Origin of the sequence: Plantactinospora veratri (assembly GCF_036421995.1) — a bacterium.
Classification (GTDB): domain Bacteria; phylum Actinomycetota; class Actinomycetes; order Mycobacteriales; family Micromonosporaceae; genus Plantactinospora; species Plantactinospora veratri.
In genome coordinates, this window is record NZ_JAZGQL010000015.1 from 59784 (window position 1) to 77179 (window position 17396).

Consider the following 17396-nt stretch of genomic DNA (forward strand, 5'->3'; position numbering starts at 1 on the left):
GCTGAAGCAAGCGCCGCACGGACGCACCGTCATCGACGCGGTGCTCCGGGCAGTGGCCACACGCAAAGCCCCCAGCGCGCCCCCTCGCCCTAGCACCGCAACCGCCAGCCGACGTAGCGACGCAGTGACCGTATCAGGAGTCTTCCCGTGTCCGAGGTAAAGATCAGCGCCGAGCCCCGCACCGAGTTCGGCAAGGGTGGTGCCCGTCGTACCCGCCGGGCCGGTAAGGTGCCCGCCGTGCTGTACGGCCACGGCGAAAAGCCCAAGCACATCGCGCTGCCAGCGCGTGAGTTCGCCGCCGCCATCCGGCACGGTGGCGCCAACCAGTTGTTCGCGATCGAGATCAGTGACGGCACCCAGGCGCTCGCGCTGCCGAAGGCCATCCAGCGTGATCCGATCAAGGACACCTTCGAGCACATCGACCTGATCCTGGTCCGCCGGGGTGAGAAGGTCACCGTCGACGTGCCGGTGCACCTGACCGGCGAGCCGGCCCGGGACACCCTGGTCGTGCACGAGCAGAACACCCTGTCGGTGAGCGCCGACGCGACCCGGCTGCCGGAGAGCTTCGAGGTCTCCCTCGACGGGCTCGAGGTCGGTGCGCAGGTGACCGCGGCGGACGTACGGCTGCCGCAGGGTGTGGAGCTGGTCGCCGACCCGGAGCAGATCCTCGCGCTCGTCACCCAGGCGCCGACCGCCGAGCAGATGGCCGCCGAGGCCGGCGAGGAGCCGACCGAGGAGGCCGAGGAGGAAGCCGGTGCCGAGGGCCCCGGTGCCGAGGCCGCCGAGGCCGAGGGCGACAACCAGGGCGCACCCGCGCAGGCCGCCGCGGAGGCCTGAGCGACAACCGTCTCCACAGGCGCCCCCGGACGTTCGGGGGCGCCTGTTCTCGTACTGTGACGCCCAGCGGGTTCGTACTGTGGCGCTCGGCGGGTCGGTGAGCAGAGGGGAAAGAGCGGCGTGGCGGAGGAGCTTCATCCGTGGTTGCTGGTCGGGCTCGGCAATCCCGGTAAGGAGTACGCGCGGCACCGGCACAACGTCGGCTTCATGGTGGCCGACCTGCTCGCCGGGCGGATCGGCGCGAAGTTCGGCCGGCACCTTCGGGCGGTCGCCGAGGTGGCCGAGGGGCGGCTCGGGTTCGGCGGGCCGAAGCTGCTGCTGGCGAAGCCGTTGACGTACATGAACCTCTCGGGCGGGCCGGTGGCGGCGCTGGCCCAGTTCTACAAGGTGCCGGTCGACCAGGTGGTCGCGGTACACGACGAGTTGGACATTCCGTACGGGCAGATCCGGTTGAAGCAGGGTGGCGGCGAGGGCGGGCACAACGGGCTGCGGTCGATGTCCAAGTCGTTGGGGACGAAGGATTATCTGCGGGTGCGGTTCGGGATCGGGCGGCCGCCGGGACGGCAGGACCCGGCCGACTTCGTACTCTCCGATTTCTCCGCCGTGGAGCGCAAGGAGCTGGAGTTCCTGGTGGACCGCGCGGCGGACGCGGCGGAGGCGGTCGTCGGGCGTGGCCTGGAGTGGGCGCAGAACACGTACCACGGCGGCACCTGACCTGCGACGGACGGACAGTGCCCGGTGTGGCGGGCCGGCGGTCCACCCCGCAGTCGCGCCTCGGCCGGTAGTCTTTTCGCCGCGGGTGAGGAGGCTGACAACGATGATCTCGCGTCAAGCGGCCGGCGGGGCCGGCTCCCTGGAGATGCCCTGATGGCCGCGCCGCCGGTGATCGACGGGGAGTTCGCCCGCTGGCTGGCAGGTCGGGCCGGTCAGGCCCTGCTGGAACTCCGGACCGAGATGGGCTTCGCCGACCCGGGGGCGTTGAAGGCGGCCGGGGACAAGGTCTCGCACGAACTGCTCCGCACCGAGCTGGCCCGGTGGCGGCCCGCCGACGCGGTGCTGTCGGAGGAGGACGAGGGCGCCCGGCTCGCCTGGGCCGCCGGGGCGGAGCCGGAGGTGGCGCCCCGGCTGGGCGCCGACCGGGTCTGGATCATCGACCCTCTGGACGGTACCCGGGAGTTCGCCGAGGAGGGTCGGACGGACTGGGCGGTGCACGTGGCGCTCTGGGCCCGGCGGGCCGGCACCGCGCACGGCATCGTCGGCGCCGCGGTCGGGCTCCCCGCCCAGCACCGGGTGCTCGGCACCGACCAGCCGCCGTCGTACCCGCCGATGACGCTCGCGGCGGCGACCGGGGGTACCGGATCGGCCGGCCCGGACGGCACGGCCCGGCGGGTCCGGCTGGCGGCGAGCCGGAGCCGGCCGCCGGTCTTCCTCACCGACCTGGCCGCCGAACTCGGCGCCGAGCTGGTGCCGATGGGCTCGGCCGGCGCGAAGATCGCCGCGGTGATCAGTGGCGAGGTGGACGGGTACGTGCACGCTGGCGGCCAGTACGAGTGGGACTCGGCGGCGCCGGTCGCTGTGGCGACGGCCACCGGGCTTTTCGCTTCCCGTATCGACGGATCCGCGCTGAAATACAACCAGGCCGATCCCCGCCTGCCGGATCTGGTGGTGTGCCGTAAGGATCTCGCTCCTCGGCTGCTCGCAGCGCTGCAGCGCCACCTCCGGGTACCCTAGGCCGGGACATGGCGACTTAACCGACCGGGAGGGTCTGGAATCCCATGGGCGAGCAGCACGAACGAGGGCCGGCATGAGCGGGCGCGGCGAGCGGATCGGCCAGCTCAGCACCGGGGAGCCGGATTCCGTCGGCGGGCGCGGCGAGGTGACGCGATGACCTCGCCAGCGGCCTACCGGGTCTCCCATCTCGACGCGCTGGAAGCCGAGAGCATCTTCGTCATCCGCGAGGTGGTCGCCGAACTGGAGCGGCCGGTGCTGCTCTTCTCCGGCGGCAAGGACTCGATCGTCATGCTCCGGCTCGCCGAGAAGGCGTTCGCGCCGGCCCGGATCCCGTTCCCGGTGATGCACGTCGACACCGGGCACAACTTCCCCGAGGTACTGGCCTACCGCGACCGGCGGGTCGCCGAGATGGGGCTGCAACTGGTGGTGGCCAGCGTGCCGGAGGCGCTGGAGTCCGGACTGGTCCAGGAGCCGACCGACGGGGTACGCAACCGGATCCAGACGCCGGTGCTGCTGGAGGCGATCGAGAAGTACCGTTTCGACGCCCTCTTCGGCGGCGCCCGCCGGGACGAGGAGAAGGCCCGGGCCAAGGAGCGGGTGTTCAGCTTCCGCGACGACTTCGGCCAGTGGGATCCGAAGAACCAGCGCCCCGAGCTGTGGTCCCTCTACAACGGCCGGCACCACCCGGGCGAGTCGATCCGGGTGTTCCCGCTCTCCAACTGGACCGAGCTGGACGTCTGGCACTACATCGCCCGGGAGAAGATCGGGCTGCCGTCGATCTACTACGCGCACGAGCGCGAGGTCGTCGAGCGGGACGGCATGCTCTACGCGGTCAACGAGTTCATCTCCCCCCGGGCCGGCGAGACGCCCTTCGTCGAGCGGGTCCGCTACCGCACCGTCGGCGACGCCTCCTGCACCGCCGCCGTCCGGTCGGCGGCGGACACCGTCGAGATGGTGATCGAGGAGGTGGCCGCGACCCGGATCACCGAACGCGGCGCCACCCGGGGCGACGACCGGGTCAGCGAGGCGGCGATGGAAGACCGCAAACGGGAAGGGTACTTCTGATGACGGCGACCGTGGTCCCGACCGAGACCCGTGCGATGGACCTGCTCCGGTTCGCCACCGCCGGCAGCGTCGACGACGGCAAATCCACCCTGATCGGCCGGCTGCTCTACGACACCAAGTCGCTCTTCACCGACCAGCTCGAAGCGGTCGAGGCGGTCAGCGCGGCCCGGGGCGACGAGTACACCAACCTGGCGCTGCTCACCGACGGGCTGCGGGCCGAGCGCGAGCAGGGCATCACCATCGACGTCGCGTACCGGTACTTCGCCACCCCCCGGCGGAAGTTCATCATCGCCGACACCCCCGGGCACATCCAGTACACCCGGAACATGGTGACCGGGGCCTCCACGGCGGACCTGGCGCTGATCCTGGTCGACGCCCGCAAGGGGCTGGTCGAGCAGTCCCGCCGGCACGCGTTCCTCTGCTCGCTGCTCCGGGTGCCGCACCTGGTGCTCTGCGTCAACAAGATGGACCTGGTCGACTGGTCCCAGGAAATCTTCGAGCGGATCGCGGACGAGTTCACCGCGTTCGCGGCGAAGCTGGACGTGCCGGACCTGACCGTGGTGCCGATCTCGGCGCTGCACGGCGACAACATCGTCAGCCGGTCCGAGAACACCCCCTGGTACGAAGGCTCCTCGCTGCTGCACCACCTCGAACACGTGCACATCGCCAGCGACCGTAACCTGGTCGACGTACGGTTCCCGGTGCAGTACGTGATCCGTCCACAGTCGACCACGGTCACGGACTACCGGGGCTACGCCGGGCAGGTCGCCTCCGGGGTGCTCAAGCCGGGCGACGAGGTGATGGTGCTGCCGTCCGGGTTCACCAGCCGGATCGCGGCGATCGAGACCGCCGACGGCCCGGTCGAGCAGGCGTTCCCGCCGATGTCGGTGACGGTGCGGCTCACCGACGAGATCGACATCTCCCGGGGCGACCTCATCTGTCGGCCGACCAACGCCCCGGCGGTGGCCCAGGACGTCGAGGCGATGATCTGCTGGATGGACGAGACCAAACCGCTGCGGGTCGGCGGCAAGTACGCCATCAAGCACACCACCCGGTCCGCCCGGGCGGTGATCCGTAACCTGCGGTACCGGCTCGACGTGAACTCGCTGCACCGGGACGAGTCCGCCGCCGAACTGCGGCTCAACGAGATCGGCCGGGTACGGCTGCGGACCACCGTGCCGCTGCTCGCGGACGAGTACCGGCGCAACCGGACGACGGGTGGCTTCATCGTGATCGACGAGGCGACCAACCGTACGGTCGGCGCCGGCATGATCGTCGAGGCCGGCTGACCGTCGGGTGGCGGTGCCGCCCCCGGTGGTTCAGTGGGCGGCCAGGGCGTCTACCTGTACCCGGAAGCTCGGACCGACGAGCCCGGCGACGAACAGGATGCTCAGGGTCGGTTTGTGGCGGACGAGCCAGCGGGCGAGTTCGGCTCGCAGCCGATCCATGTCAACGTCGCCGACAAGATAGATGGTCAGCTTTACCACATCCCTGACCTGTAGGCCGGCGGCGAAGAGGTTCCAACGGACGTTGTCGAGCGCGATCACCAGTTGTTCGATCGAGTCGTCCGGCACATGCCCGCCAGGTCGGATTCCGAACTGGTCGGAGAGCACCAAGCAGCGCGGCGAGTTGACCTCGGCCTGGTGGTGGAAGCCGGCGATCGGCGGGTGCACCCGTTCCGGCGAGGGGTTGTGGAATCGTGTCATGACGGATCAGCTTGGTCCGGTCCGGGAGAGGTGGGAAACCGCCTCCTTGGTGAACGCCTGGGCGAAGTCACGGAGGAAGGCGAGGACCTGCTCGATTTCTGGGGTTGCTGCCCGGTTGTCGATGCGGGTGGTGACGCGCAGGTTGCCGTGGCGTAGCTCGTACAGAACCTCTACCCCGGCGGCGTCAAGGTTCTTGGCTCGGGGATACTGCTTCGGCTCGATCGGAACCACCGTCTGAAAGTAGACTCCTTCGTCCCACCAGCCGCTGACATCCTGTGTCGATATCTCCGGCTTGGATTCCGCGAACTTCCGCAGCGAGATCACCTCGGCCTCGTGGGCTTTCTCGGCATCCTCCTGTTTCGGGTACGTCCGCAGCCTGACGGTGCCGGCCGGATCAAACTCCCCGACCTCGGTACGGAATCGTTCACTGTCGTCGAAGGCTCTGATGGCGCAGCTCAGGTAGACGTTGTTGCCCCGAGGATCGAACCGTACTGTCGGATCGTCCGAGGAGCGGAGTTTCAGGCCGAATCGTGTAGCGACCTCCGCCAGCTTCATGCGTTCGCACATGTCCGGCGTCGCCTGCCCGTACGTCACGCGTGGCTCGGGGGTCTCGGTTGGCTTCGGGTCGGAGTCGCACCCGCCGATGACGAGGGTGACAACAGCGGCCAGCACTGTTCCGCGTCGAACGATTGGATAGCGATTCCGACGACGTACCTGCATGCCGACAACTCCGTTCATCGAGCCCGCGGTAGATGGAAGTCCCTGCTGTTGGTGCCGTCGAGCAGCCGGGGCTGTCGAGGCACCAGTCGCCCGTCTTCCCCGTCTGCTGTGTCCCGAATGGATTCCATCCGAGCGAGGACGCCCTTCACTTGCCCATTAAGCTCCTCGTACTGCTCTTCCGAGTTGTCATTGATGACCTTGATGACCTCGGCCAGGGCCTGTACGAGCTCCTCGGCGGTGCCTCCGGTCAGGGCATGTCGATCCATGGGGTTTGGGGCTGCTCCGCTTGTCAGTGCGGAGCTGCCGGCGCTGGCCATGTCGAGGCTGTTGGCCCAGAGGTCCCGGCCTTTGGCCATGGGGACGAACGCGCTGACAATGACCATGGCGTGCTTGGTGGACTGCTCCTGCTGCTGCGCTGCCGCCTGCGCGGGCCGTCGGTGCAACTGTTCCAGGAGCGCTTCGCGGGTGGCGTGCAGCACGTTCATCAGGCTCTGCTGGCTGAGCTCGACGGTGGTGTGCGCGGCCTCCAGGCCGGCGACGAGCGAGGCGAGCATCCGGTGATGGCTTGCCAGGGTGCGCTCGAACGGGTCGTAGAAGTTCGTGGCGAAATCCTCGGCCGCCTCACCGGACCAGTGGCCGAGGCTGTACCGCAGCTTGCCGAAGTCGTGGGGTACGAAGTCCTCGAGCCGGGCCAGTGCGTCCCGTACCGGCTGGATGATGTCGTTGAAATAGACGGATCCGGTCGGATGGGCCAGTGGCTTGACCATCGCCCGGATCGAGTCCATGTTGTCCGACGCCCAGCCGGACGCCTTTGCCTTGTAGTCCTTGACCTGCTGCTGGATTTCCTCTTCCAACGAATCCTGCCAGATCAGGCGTGGTGGGAACGGCTCCGGCACGCGCCACGTCCGGCTGAACGAGACAGTCCCGGTGAAGTCGACCTTGATCCACGAACCTTGGGATGTTCCGAGGGCGGCTACCTCAAGGAAGACGTCGAACGAACTGGACTCCTTGTCTTCCATGTACGCGAACACCTGGTCGATGTAGTGCAGCTCGGCCAGGTAGGTGCCGATCTCGTTGAGGTACTGGTGCATCTGGCGGTAGTCGAAGGGAATCGAGGTGTCGACCATGGCGTCTCCCGTCTGGCCAGGTCAGTCAACGATGTTGCGAGGGATGTGGCGTACCAGCGGCGGTTCTCCGGGGGCCGGGGGGTCGGGCGGGGCGAGGGCGCGGTGCTGGTAGTCCGACGCGTTGTTGCCGAGGAGCCGGGCGAACTCTTCCGCCGCCGCCTCGTCCGTGGCCGCGTACCGGTCGGCGATCGTCACCAGCGCGGCGCCGACCTCCGACATCCGCAGCGAGGTCAGCCGCAACACGTCCTGTACCTCGGCGCGCAACTCCAGCAGGCGTTGCTGGGCCGGGCCGATCCCTCGGCCAGGCAGGTCGAACTGCCCTTCCATCGCCCCGGCCGTCTGGTGCACCAGCACGGTCACGTCGGCGTAGGTCCTGGCGATCCGCGGCAGCTCGTTGCGGCCAGCCCGGTAGAGGTAGTAGAGGTGGGCGCCGAGTTCTTTACCCGAGCCGACGTTGCCCACGCTGGCGTCATCGCCGCGATACTCCGGCCGCCACCCCGGCTCGGTTGTCTCCATGATCCCGATACCCCCGATTATCAGGTGAAATTGACTCGGAGGTTATAGCACGAAGCGCAACCATCTCGTCACCCTGCAGTCGGGAACCTGTGGATAACCCTGCTGGCAGCCCAGCGGTAGCGTGGACGGGCATGGGGGACGAGGTGCGTGCCGATCCGGTGGAGATCGTCAGGGTCGCGCAGTCCTATCTGGACAATTCCACCGAACTCGCGTCCGCGCTGCGCGCGGTGCGCGCCGACGCCGTGCTCTCGCCGGCTGACTTCGGGCGGGTCAGCCCGGCCGGCCAGCTCAACGACGCCTACAACACCATGGCAGGCAGCGCCGGTACGGCCGTCGAGCGCGTCATCGGCGTGCTGGAGGTCGACAACGAGAGCCTGCTCCAGGTCGCCTTCGCCTATCGGCAGTCCGACGAGCGAGCCGCCGAGCGACATCGCCGCGATCATCGCAACATCCCGATCTAGGGAGAGGACTCGTCGATGGGCATCCCGCCGGAGGATCGGGAGATCCGGGTCGACGCCGCGCTCTGGGACCTCCAGGCCAACCCGGGCCGGATCGACAGTGCCGCGTCGGCGTGGCGGCGCTTCGGCAAGGCGAGCGTCGCGGTCGGCGACGACCTCGACGCGGACAGCCGGAAGTTGCTCGGCTCGGACTGGGCGGGGACGGCTCGCGACTCGTTCGGCCAGCACCAGTCCAAGGTGTTCGGCAGCCTCGACACGATGGGCAGCCAGGCCGACCGGCTTGCCTCGGCGCTGGAGGGCGTGGCCGAGCTGCTGCGGTGGTATCAGAATGCGCTCGACGGCGAACGCGAGCAGATTATGGGCGCCGTGCCGAGCTGGCAGGCGGGTGGTCAGATCGTCTTCCGGTGGAACCAGCCGGCACAGGCCACCCAGGTCAGCGAGGCAACCAACCGGGCCAGCAACCTGCGCAAGGAGCTTGACGACGCCCTGAAGGGAAAGCTGAGCGGCTTCTCCGCACCGGAATGGGACGCCATCTCGACGCAGTGGGACGGCGTCTCCGCCGGTACGGCGGACCCGTTCATGCTGCCGGCGGAGGCGACCGGCGTCTCGGTGCTGATGGTCGACGGCCAGGCCGTGGTCAACACCGGTCCGGGCAACGACAACGTCAAGGTGACCCGCGACCCGGCGACCGGGCAGGTGGTCGTCGAGGTCAACGGCGTCACGTATCGCTACCCCGAGGGCACGCCGGTGACGATCCGCGCCGGGGAGGGCAACGACACAGTCGAGGTGCCCAAGGGCGCGAATCTGAGCATCACCCTGCTCGGCGGCGAGGGCAACGACATGCTGCGCGGCGGAGACGGCAACGAGCGGATCATCGGCCTGCACGGTGACGACAAGGTGTACGGCGGCGCCGGGAACGACTACGCCTCGACCGGCTCCGGCCGGGACTACACCGATGGTCAGGGCGGCGACGACCTGCTGGCCGGCGGGCGGGGCGACGACGTCGTCTACGGACTCTCCGGCAACGACAACGTCTCCGGAGGCGAGGGTGCGGACTACCTCGAAGGCGCGACCGGCGATGACACCGTGCACGGCGGTGCGGGCCGGGACATCGTCTCCGGCGGCCGGGACAACGACCGGCTCGACGGCGGCTCCGGCGACGACGTGCTCTACGCCGGCCACGGTCGCGACACGGTCGCGGGTGGCGGTGGCGCCGACACCGCCTACCGGCAGGACGAGGACCAGGTCACCGGGGTACGCCAGGACGTGCGGATCGAGGTGAGCGACGCGGCGCAGTACATCAAGATCGACGGGCCGGCCGAGTTCCAGGAGCGGGTCCGCGCCGACCTCGACATGATGCGCGCCTCCCCGATCGGGCAGCAGATACTCGCCGAGCTCGACGACATCCGCAACGACTCGGCCGCGATCGCCGCCGACTGGCCGGTGCTCGGCGACATCGCGTACCAGGGCAACCCGCTCGTCATCCGCGAAGATGGTGCCAACAACGCCTCGTACACCACGAACTGGGTTCTGGGCGAGGACTACAAGGTCGGCTACAACCCGGAGCGGCTGTCGACGGGGGCGTCGAACGAGCGCCCGCCGGTCGTGGGCCTCTTCCACGAGTTTGCGCACGTCTACGACTTCGGGAACGACACCTCCGCCTCCGGTGACCATGAGGGGCCGGACGATGTCGGGGTCGAGAATGACGAGCGGCAGGCAGTCGGCCTGCCGATCGACGAGGACGACGACCCGAACACACCCGGCCAGATCGACCCCGACCACCCCTACAGTTACACCGAAAATGCCTTCCGGGACGAGCTGGGCCAGCCGAAGAGGACTTCCTATTCATGATCAAGAGGTTGCTTCTCGTCGGCGGCGCGGCGCTTGCCCTCGTCATCCTGGCTGGCTGCGCGGAGCCGTACGAGGATTTCGAGCCGGAGTGGACCCCGACCGGCGTCAAGCCGTCGGCTAGCTTCGACGCGGAGGTCGCCCCTCGGGCGGCGGCCCTTGACATCCGCTACACACTGCGCAACCAGGGAACGGAACCGATCGTCGCCTACGTCGGGGTGGAGGACGACGCCGCATCGCATCCCGAGGACGTGTACGTGACCGTCCGGAAGGATGACACGGTCGAGGTGGCCAAGCGCACCTTCGCCATCCCACCCGGGTTGAACGTCGAAGCGATCGGCACCATCGAGGGCGTGGTCGTCCCACCCGGCGAGGAAGTCAGCGAGGAGTTCTCGGTCCACCTGCCGCTGCGCGCCAACCGGCCCTACTCCAGCAGGTTCAAGCTCCCGGAGCCGGTGCGGGAAGTGGTCTTCTGCCTCGGCGCCGTACTCCAGAGTGAGGCCGCCGCGCCGAAACCCGGCGCCGACGGTCGCGGGAAGTATCCGCTGAACGGGCCACAGCATCTCTTCTGTTCGCCGCCCGCGATGCTGTGATCGGCGCCCCGCTCGGCGGACGGGTGGTGCACAGGTTGCGGCCGGACGGCTGCGGAGAGCGGCGGCGCCAGAGCCCGGACGCGCGATCTGATGGTAACGCCGGGATAGGCAAAGCCCTAACCCCTGATGTTCCTCAAGAGCATCGACAACGACCGAGATTGGAAGGAGCAATCCCACAAGCGGGACAGAACTCAACTCGCTCTCCATTGGAAGGCTTCAGTGTCTCGCGCCGAGAAACGAAACCATCGATTATTGATGTCACGGACTCTGGCTGTCTGCCGCGCGTCGCATGCTCGCCCTTCGCTCTCTGGGTGACGGGCAACTTATATAGATATTGCGTCGGGGTTAGGGTCGATCCATTGATATGCCATGGCCAGAAGCAGTACTCGCGCCCTCCAGTGCATTCAATGTCTCCAGGTCCCAACAATTGGATATCGGCAACCACGTAGAGGGCATGGTCTGCATCGCAGTGTTCGAGGTCTAGATTGTGGTGGACCTCGTTTGGCGTGAGAATTACCTCCTCGCCACGAGTCTGCGTTCCCTTCACCTCAACATGAAGAACTCCTTGGGCGGGGTGACGACATAGCAGGTCGAAGCCCAGCCGCAGGCGCCCGACTCTTTCGACGGTCCATCCCCGCTCTTCAAAATACCGCTCAGCTAGGTTCTCCGCATGGAGCTCAACGGCGCGATTGGCAACCGCGTCCTGCCGTCGCCCTTGAGTACGATTTGCCCGGGCAGTGACTATGGCGGCACTGCTGTAGACGTTGTCTCGGATAGGCATCTGATCGGTGGTACTTGGTACATTTCCAGCCCTCGCAGAGCTATCCTCCGCCGACGTTCGACCTTGGCTGGTCGGTCCTTGTGACGGGGAGTCCAGGGCCGCCGAAACGAAGGAAGTATCGGCGTCTTGCATACGCGCGGATTGCGCACGGAACCCCTCGTTGCGTTCGCCGACCTGTAGGCACTGATCGTTTGCCAGGCTCTGATCGTGGGGCCTGGAGTCGATCGATCGGGCAGTCAGGGTAGTAGAGGTTAGCCCGAAATCTTTCATTAATGCATCTGATTGGTCTTCAGTGAAGAATCGGGCGGTCAGCGTCTTAATCGCTCGATCCCGAACCGGCACACTGCTAAGTAAGGTTGCGGCGGCGGATATAAAGCCGGCCGACGGGTTCTTTGAATCAAACGTCCTGATACTCGGGGTGTAGGGCCAACTCAGATTCTCCTCAATCCCCACTATTTCCCATAAGGGGCTCGTCCTAAGGTCCCAGAAGGGGTAGCGCAGGTCTGGATCTGGTAGAGGGCGCCCATACCGCTTCAGGAGGGAAGGCATCCTCTCTCGGAATTCTCGCCAGCTAACCAACCGCCGCCGTCCGTCAGCGATCCTCCCGATCATCCACAACAGTGTTAAGGGCTTGTGGCGGCTGCTCAAATGTTCCGTGCCGCAAAGCTCCAGTGCATTCAATTCATCGAATAGTTGTGCCTCGCTCATTCGTAGTCGTGAAGTTGTGTCGATTTGACGCCGTTGATCTCCGCCTTGGGCTTTCATTTGATCACCACTAACCTCGGCTTGGCGGACGGGACGCCTGATGACGGCACGTCAAAGCCTAAGTTGCCCGGATCTTTGTCTCAATCATCCTAATGGCCGGAAGGCGCTACCCTTTGGCTCTCCGTATTAGCTATTGATCCCAGCCAGCTTGTCCACGGTGGAGAAGATCGTCAATTGGAGGTGAGTACGGGTACGTGCGCTGGTGATGCCAGTCATACGGGATGGCTCGGCCTCGCTCAGGCTAGCCGCTCAGTCGGACTCGCAACCTGAGGCAGGAATGTTGCGGCAGAAGTTGCGCCAAGCGTAGTGCGTGAATGACAGCACGGAGCCTCGCCGATCCTTCGAGTCACGTACGCCGACCAAGTGACCTAGGTCAGCGGCCTCGACACAGTTTGAGCCACTGGCGCTGCTGCGGCTGCTCTTCCGCCAGGTGGCCCGGCCCGGGACGGTGGTGTCGCTCATCTGGTTCTCCGCAGTGCTAGCTCGGGTATCCGTCCGCCACCCCGGCGAGGAAGTCACAGGTCTTGTCCGGGTCGAGCGCCTTCGCGCGCAGGTGGTCGAACATGAGTCTATGTCGTGCCACCTGCTCCTCCTCTTCGAGTAGCGCGGTCGTCGCGTCGTTGTCGACGTAGACGATCGTCGGGTCGAGCACTGGGTCGTCGTAGTCCAGGATGGTGAACGGGCCGCCCATGGCGGCATGCGCTCCAGCGGTGAACGGCAGAATCTGGATCTCGATCGTCGGTCGCGCGCACGCCTCGATGAGCCGAGCGACCTGCGCTCGCATCACGTCCGGACCACCGACCACGCGTCGGACCGCCGCCTCGTCCAGGACGATCCAGAGTTTCGGTGGTGCGTCCCGGGACAGCAGAGCCTTGCGGGCACTCCGCGCCGCGATCCGTCGGTCGACCTCATCAGGATCGGCAGTGCTCCGGCCGGCGAGGACGATCGCGCGGGCGTACTCCTCGGTCTGCAACAGCCCTGGCACGTACAGGCTTTCGAAGGTGCTGATCGAGGAAGCCTCGGCCTCGAAGCCGACGTAGTCGTCGGGCAGGACGTCGCCGTACGCGTTCCACCAGCCCTTCAGGCGGGCCTGACGGGCGAGAGCGCTCAACGCCTCCGTGTCCTCGGTGGATGCCTGGTATATCCGTAGCAGGTCCTGGACGTTTTGCTGGGTGATCCGCGAGTGCCCGAGTTCGACTCGGATCATCTTCGACCTGTGCCAACCGAGTTCTGCCGCAACGCTCTCGGCGGTCAGGCCGGCTGCCTCCCGCAGTCGTCGAAGCTCTCGTCGCAGCCGGCGCGCTCGGATCGTCGGGCTCGGAATCGGAGCCACTACCTCACCTCCCTGAAGCCTCAACGATCGTCGTTGTTGAGCATCAGTGCTGTCAACGCTGCGCATGAATAGATGACAACATTTTTTTACTTACGACGTTGCAACTAACGACTCAAGCGTCCATGCTCTCTGTAGCGCACCGTTCACCGACGACGATCAACGCTTGGAGGTCTACGTGACGCAGAACAGTTCGCCGCACTGGGACCGGTCGCGTCGCGAGCGAACCCCACCTGAGGAGCCTCAGCCCGACCCGGCCGCCCACAGTGCAGAGTCCGATCCGTACGCCGAACTCTTCGCGGTCCTCGACCGGGCCGACGTCTCCGAGGCCGTCCGTGCGGCCCTCGCCCACGCTCTCCACCCACCCACCCCGCCGGACCTACCGACCGACCCCGACGCCCACCGCCGACTCCACGCCGCCCGCGAGACCGGCCCCAACCTGCGGCTGCGTTCCCTCAGCCGGACCACCGAGCCGCGCCGCCGCTACACCCTGCACGTCACCTTCCCGGCCCACGACCTGCTCACCGCCCGCAGCAAAGCAGCCGTCTACACCGAAGCGCTGCTCCTGCTCCGGCCCGAGCTGACCGCACACCCAGCCCTGCTGAGTCGAGCCGACCAGTGGAACCACAGCGAGCCGGTCACCTGCGGCCGACCCGGGCCCGACGGCGAGGTCTGCGTCCGGGCCGCCGACCATCCCGGCTGCCACTGGGACAGTGTCCTCGGCGGCTCGTGTTGGAGCATCGAAAAGCCGACCGGTTCGGCCAGCTACTGCGATCGGACGGAGGATCGGTGAGCCTCCCGCCCCGGGGCGGGACGCTTCCGCCGTACCCCCGGGTCTGTCCATGCCGGCACTCCACCGGTGTTTCCCGGGCCGCCTACCCGCACGGCTCGCCCTCGCCGTCCTGGCCAGCCGGCTGGGCGATCTGCCGGCCGCAGCCGAGGTACTGCGCGAACCCAGCCGATTCGTCATCACCTGAGGAGCCAACAAGTTTGTCGGTGCCCCTGGCTAAGCTCACGCGGTGATCGGCTCCACCTCGACCAAAATAAATCTCTGGCGGCCACCGGCGCTCGACGACGAGGTCGCCACCGCCTACCTGCGCCGGCTGGGTCTCGACCCGACGGCCGAGCGGGCGGAGCGGCCGTCGGTGGCGCAACTGCACCGCCTGCATGCCGCGCACGTCGAGCGGGTGCCGTACGAGACGGTCTGGATCGCGCTGGGGGAAACCCGGGGGATGGACCCGGTCGAGGCGGCCGGCTGCCTGGTGGCGGGGCGTGGCGGCTACTGCTACCAGCTCAACGGGGCCTTCTCCACGCTGCTGACCACCCTCGGCTATCCGGTGACCTGGCATCGGGCCGGCGTGCAGGGCCAGCCCGGCGACCCGGCCGGGGACAGCGGCAACCATCTCGCGCTGACCACCGTCCTCGACGGTCAGGGCTGGTGGCTGGACACCGGACTGGGCGACGGGCCGCTCGACCCGGTGCCTCTGGTCGCCGGGGCGTTCGGTCCGGACGACCGGTTCCGGTTGCGGCCGTCGGACTCGGTGCCGGGTGGCTGGCGGTTCGACCACGAGCCCGGCGGCGCGTTCGTCGGGATGGACTTTCCGACCACCGCGACCGGGCCGACCGACCTGCTGGCCAAGCACGTCGAGATCTCCACCTCGCCGACGTCCGGAATGGTGCGGGTGGTGACGGTGCAGCACCGGACCCCGACCGGTGCCCGGATCATCCGTGGCCGGATGCTCTCCGAGCGGCCGGTGGCCGGCTCCGCGACGGTCCGGCAGCTTTCCGGGTACGCCGAATGGCGCGCCCTGCTGCGCGAGGTGTTCCGACTGCCGCTCGACGACGTACCGGAGGAGCGGCTGCGGGCGGTGTGGCAGCGGATCGAGGCCGATCATGCCGCATGGGAACGTGAGCGCCGATCCTGAGAGGTGTGTCCCCGCGGTCCGGTCCGTTCGTGCGGTTCTCGGGTCGGGTCCGAGGTGGAGCGCCGCCGTTACCATCGACAGTGGAACCCGCCCGGGTTCCGTACGGCCCTCGTAGCTCAGGGGATAGAGCGGCGGCCCTCGGAGCCGCAGGCGGGTGTTCGAGTCACTCCCGAGGGCACGGCAGGTCGGTCGACGACAGCTGTCGTCCGGTTCGCAGGCGGTGTTTTGGTGACGGTGCGGCGACGGAAGGCGGTCTACTGGGCCACCGGCTTCGTCGTCGTCGCGGGTCTGGCCCTCGCCGCCACGTTCTTCGGGGTGCAGAGCCTGGAGGTGGCGAGTTGGCTGGCGGGTGTCGCGAGCCTCGGAGCTGCGGTTCTCACCCTGGTCCTGACCAGAGACGGGCTTGTCGCCGCGGCGTCCCCGGCGCCTGCCGGCACCGCCGCCCTGCCCGCGCCTGACCGGCCCGAGATGCCGGGCACGGTCGGGCCGCCGGCCGCGGTCGGGCCGCCGGCCGCGGTCGGGCCGCCGGTCCCGGCCGCCTCGCCGGTCCGGATACGCCCGTCGGGTGCCGGCCCGGACGACAGACCAGAGCATCGGCGGGTCGCGCACGTCCGCATCGCCGCCACGGCCTGGATGCCCTACCTCGAACGGCGGGGCGTGTCCGAGGGCTTGCTCCGGGGCAGGCCGGCCGGAGAGGTCTTCCCGGCTCTGGCGCCGCTCGACGAATTCCTCGGACGCTCGCTGCCGGAGATCGATGTCGAGGTACGCACCGCACACCGGCCCCGCGACGTACCCGTGGACAGCGTCGCCCGGTTCTGGACCGTCATGCTGATCGACTCGATTCTGCACGACGGTGGCCTGGGCCTACAGCGCTGGCTACTGCGGGAGACCGACACGATCCTGCGTACGGAACCGGCGGCCATACCGCGTCTCGCCGCGACGTGGCAGTGGTTGTTCGACAACCACCTGAGTTCCAGCGCCGGCCAACCCGAGCCCGAGCTGACCCACACCCTGATCAGCGAGGCGATCAGTCAGTGCGGTGAGGACCATAAGCGGCTCTATCCGAGCGTCACCTTCCTGATGCAGATCGCCCGCGACGACCCGGCGACGTTGCGACACATCCGCGATGTTCTCCAGCAACACGACGGCCTGCTCAGAGAACGCGGCGCCAACCCGGCGACGTTGAAGCGGGTACGCATCCTGCTCGGCCGGCTCGGCGCGGTCGCCGCTCCCGGGGTCTTCGACCCCGACCTGGTCAGCTTCGCCGCCAGCGCCGTCTGCCCCTATCCCTTCCAGGCGATGCGTTTCCCGCTGACGGTCGGCGAGGTCGACGCCATCCTGCGCCGACCAGGTGGCGCCGGCCCGGCCACGCCCTACGTCCTCACCCAGGAACGGTCCGACGGGTCCGCGTTCGCCGGAATGTGGCGGGAGCTGAGCAACCTGCTCGGCTCGCTGCCCCGCCCGCCCGAACGTGACGACTGGCGCTGGGACGTTCCCACGGTCGCCGAGTGGATCACGCTTGCCGGCTGCGTTTCCCAGCCGTACCCCTGGGGTCTCGACCCGCCGACGCCGTTGCACGCCAACCTCAAGTTCACCCCGGACAGCCGGCTCAGCCCGGTCGGTACGTACGTCGCCGGCCGATCACCGGCCGGCGTCTACGACTGCTGCGGGGGAGTACACGAACTCGTCCGTGAGCTGCCGCACGAGCGGTTCGAGACCGACCGGCGTTTCGAAGGCGCCTTCCGGCTCGCCGGCGGTTCCTACCTGAGCCCGCCGGACGGAGTCACCGGACAGCTGTTCCGCCACCTCTCGCCGCGCGACCGGGGCGACCGGCCGAGCTGCGTCGGCGTCAGACTCGTCGCCTACCGGGAGCGGGACGAAGCGGTTCGCTGGGAGGCGTTGCGCGCCTATCGCGTCGGCCGGCAGAAGCCGCCGGTGCCCCGGAAGCCGCCGGCACCTCGGAAGTCGCCGTGACCACCCGCCGCCAGGGGCGT

Annotated in this window: 18 protein-coding genes and 1 tRNA gene; 12 read left to right on the plus strand and 7 right to left on the minus strand. The window is 68.1% G+C overall.

Annotated elements, in window-relative coordinates:
* The first annotated feature begins 147 nt into the window (after nucleotides 1-147).
* The 5 genes from V1634_RS20540 (at nucleotide 148) to V1634_RS20560 (ending at nucleotide 4922) form a co-directional block, all read left to right on the plus strand.
* Nucleotides 148-837, plus strand: a complete 690-nt coding sequence (locus tag V1634_RS20540; protein ID WP_331209512.1) for a 50S ribosomal protein L25/general stress protein Ctc — start codon at nucleotides 148-150, stop codon at nucleotides 835-837.
* A gap of 120 nt (nucleotides 838-957) precedes the next feature.
* Complete coding sequence (gene pth / locus V1634_RS20545; RefSeq protein ID WP_331209513.1) at nucleotides 958-1551, plus strand: aminoacyl-tRNA hydrolase; 594 nt, start codon at nucleotides 958-960, stop codon at nucleotides 1549-1551.
* 153 nt (nucleotides 1552-1704) lie between these two features.
* The gene (locus V1634_RS20550; RefSeq protein WP_331209514.1) at nucleotides 1705-2568 is read left to right on the plus strand and encodes an inositol monophosphatase family protein; all 864 of its coding nucleotides are present in this window, start codon (nucleotides 1705-1707) and stop codon (nucleotides 2566-2568) included.
* 153 nt (nucleotides 2569-2721) lie between these two features.
* The gene (gene cysD / locus V1634_RS20555; protein WP_331209515.1) at nucleotides 2722-3633 is read left to right on the plus strand and encodes a sulfate adenylyltransferase subunit CysD; all 912 of its coding nucleotides are present in this window, start codon (nucleotides 2722-2724) and stop codon (nucleotides 3631-3633) included.
* Nucleotides 3633-4922: a sulfate adenylyltransferase subunit 1 gene (locus V1634_RS20560; protein ID WP_331209516.1), complete on the plus strand. Its 1290-nt coding sequence runs from the start codon at nucleotides 3633-3635 to the stop codon at nucleotides 4920-4922. Before cysD ends, V1634_RS20560 begins: the two co-directional genes overlap by 1 nt.
* Before the next feature lie 30 nt (nucleotides 4923-4952).
* On the opposite strand, the gene V1634_RS20565 is transcribed toward V1634_RS20560, so the two are convergent.
* From V1634_RS20565 to V1634_RS20580, 4 genes are read right to left on the minus strand one after another with little or no spacing between them, the layout of a single operon-like run.
* On the minus strand, nucleotides 4953-5339 hold the full coding sequence (locus V1634_RS20565) for a RidA family protein (protein WP_331209517.1): 387 nt from the start codon (nucleotides 5337-5339) through the stop codon (nucleotides 4953-4955).
* A 6-nt stretch (nucleotides 5340-5345) separates the two neighbouring features.
* Nucleotides 5346-6077: a C2 domain-containing protein gene (locus tag V1634_RS20570; RefSeq protein ID WP_331209518.1), complete on the minus strand. Its 732-nt coding sequence runs from the start codon at nucleotides 6075-6077 to the stop codon at nucleotides 5346-5348.
* Nucleotides 6074-7186, minus strand: coding sequence for a hypothetical protein (locus tag V1634_RS20575; protein ID WP_331209519.1), 1113 nt, complete (start codon nucleotides 7184-7186; stop codon nucleotides 6074-6076). Before V1634_RS20575 ends, V1634_RS20570 begins: the two co-directional genes overlap by 4 nt.
* 21 nt (nucleotides 7187-7207) lie before the next feature.
* The gene (locus V1634_RS20580) at nucleotides 7208-7702 is read right to left on the minus strand and encodes a hypothetical protein (RefSeq protein ID WP_331209520.1); all 495 of its coding nucleotides are present in this window, start codon (nucleotides 7700-7702) and stop codon (nucleotides 7208-7210) included.
* A gap of 131 nt (nucleotides 7703-7833) precedes the next feature.
* On the opposite strand from V1634_RS20580, the gene V1634_RS20585 reads away from it, so the two are divergent.
* From V1634_RS20585 to V1634_RS20595, 3 genes are read left to right on the plus strand one after another with little or no spacing between them, the layout of a single operon-like run.
* Complete coding sequence (locus V1634_RS20585; RefSeq protein WP_331209521.1) at nucleotides 7834-8163, plus strand: hypothetical protein; 330 nt, start codon at nucleotides 7834-7836, stop codon at nucleotides 8161-8163.
* Nucleotides 8164-8178: 15 nt separating this feature from the next.
* Nucleotides 8179-10011: a M91 family zinc metallopeptidase gene (locus V1634_RS20590; RefSeq protein WP_331209522.1), complete on the plus strand. Its 1833-nt coding sequence runs from the start codon at nucleotides 8179-8181 to the stop codon at nucleotides 10009-10011.
* Nucleotides 10008-10601 carry a hypothetical protein gene (locus V1634_RS20595; RefSeq protein WP_331209523.1) on the plus strand — a complete coding sequence of 198 codons (594 nt, stop codon included), beginning with the start codon at nucleotides 10008-10010 and terminating at the stop codon, nucleotides 10599-10601. Before V1634_RS20590 ends, V1634_RS20595 begins: the two co-directional genes overlap by 4 nt.
* Nucleotides 10602-10734: 133 nt before the next feature.
* On the opposite strand, the gene V1634_RS35485 is transcribed toward V1634_RS20595, so the two are convergent.
* The 3 genes from V1634_RS35485 to V1634_RS20605 all read right to left on the minus strand — a co-directional run bounded on the left by V1634_RS35485 (nucleotide 10735) and on the right by V1634_RS20605 (nucleotide 13480).
* Nucleotides 10735-12147 (minus strand): protein NO VEIN domain-containing protein, encoded by a 1413-nt coding sequence (locus V1634_RS35485; RefSeq protein WP_407951816.1) that lies wholly within the window; start codon nucleotides 12145-12147, stop codon nucleotides 10735-10737.
* Nucleotides 12148-12396: 249 nt separating this feature from the next.
* Complete coding sequence (locus tag V1634_RS20600; RefSeq protein WP_331209524.1) at nucleotides 12397-12609, minus strand: DUF397 domain-containing protein; 213 nt, start codon at nucleotides 12607-12609, stop codon at nucleotides 12397-12399.
* A gap of 16 nt (nucleotides 12610-12625) precedes the next feature.
* The gene (locus V1634_RS20605) at nucleotides 12626-13480 is read right to left on the minus strand and encodes a helix-turn-helix domain-containing protein (protein ID WP_331209546.1); all 855 of its coding nucleotides are present in this window, start codon (nucleotides 13478-13480) and stop codon (nucleotides 12626-12628) included.
* Nucleotides 13481-13655: 175 nt separating this feature from the next.
* Here V1634_RS20605 and V1634_RS20610 point away from each other — a divergent pair, with 175 nt between their 5' ends.
* From V1634_RS20610 to V1634_RS20625, 4 genes are all read left to right on the plus strand, one after another.
* On the plus strand, nucleotides 13656-14270 hold the full coding sequence (locus V1634_RS20610) for a hypothetical protein (RefSeq protein WP_331209525.1): 615 nt from the start codon (nucleotides 13656-13658) through the stop codon (nucleotides 14268-14270).
* A 226-nt stretch (nucleotides 14271-14496) separates the two neighbouring features.
* Complete coding sequence (locus V1634_RS20615) at nucleotides 14497-15402, plus strand: arylamine N-acetyltransferase family protein (protein ID WP_331209526.1); 906 nt, start codon at nucleotides 14497-14499, stop codon at nucleotides 15400-15402.
* A gap of 105 nt (nucleotides 15403-15507) precedes the next feature.
* A tRNA-Arg gene (locus tag V1634_RS20620) sits at nucleotides 15508-15580 on the plus strand.
* Between the two features lie 50 nt (nucleotides 15581-15630).
* Nucleotides 15631-17376 carry a formylglycine-generating enzyme family protein gene (locus V1634_RS20625; protein ID WP_331209527.1) on the plus strand — a complete coding sequence of 582 codons (1746 nt, stop codon included), beginning with the start codon at nucleotides 15631-15633 and terminating at the stop codon, nucleotides 17374-17376.
* The last annotated feature ends 20 nt before the right edge of the window (nucleotides 17377-17396 follow it).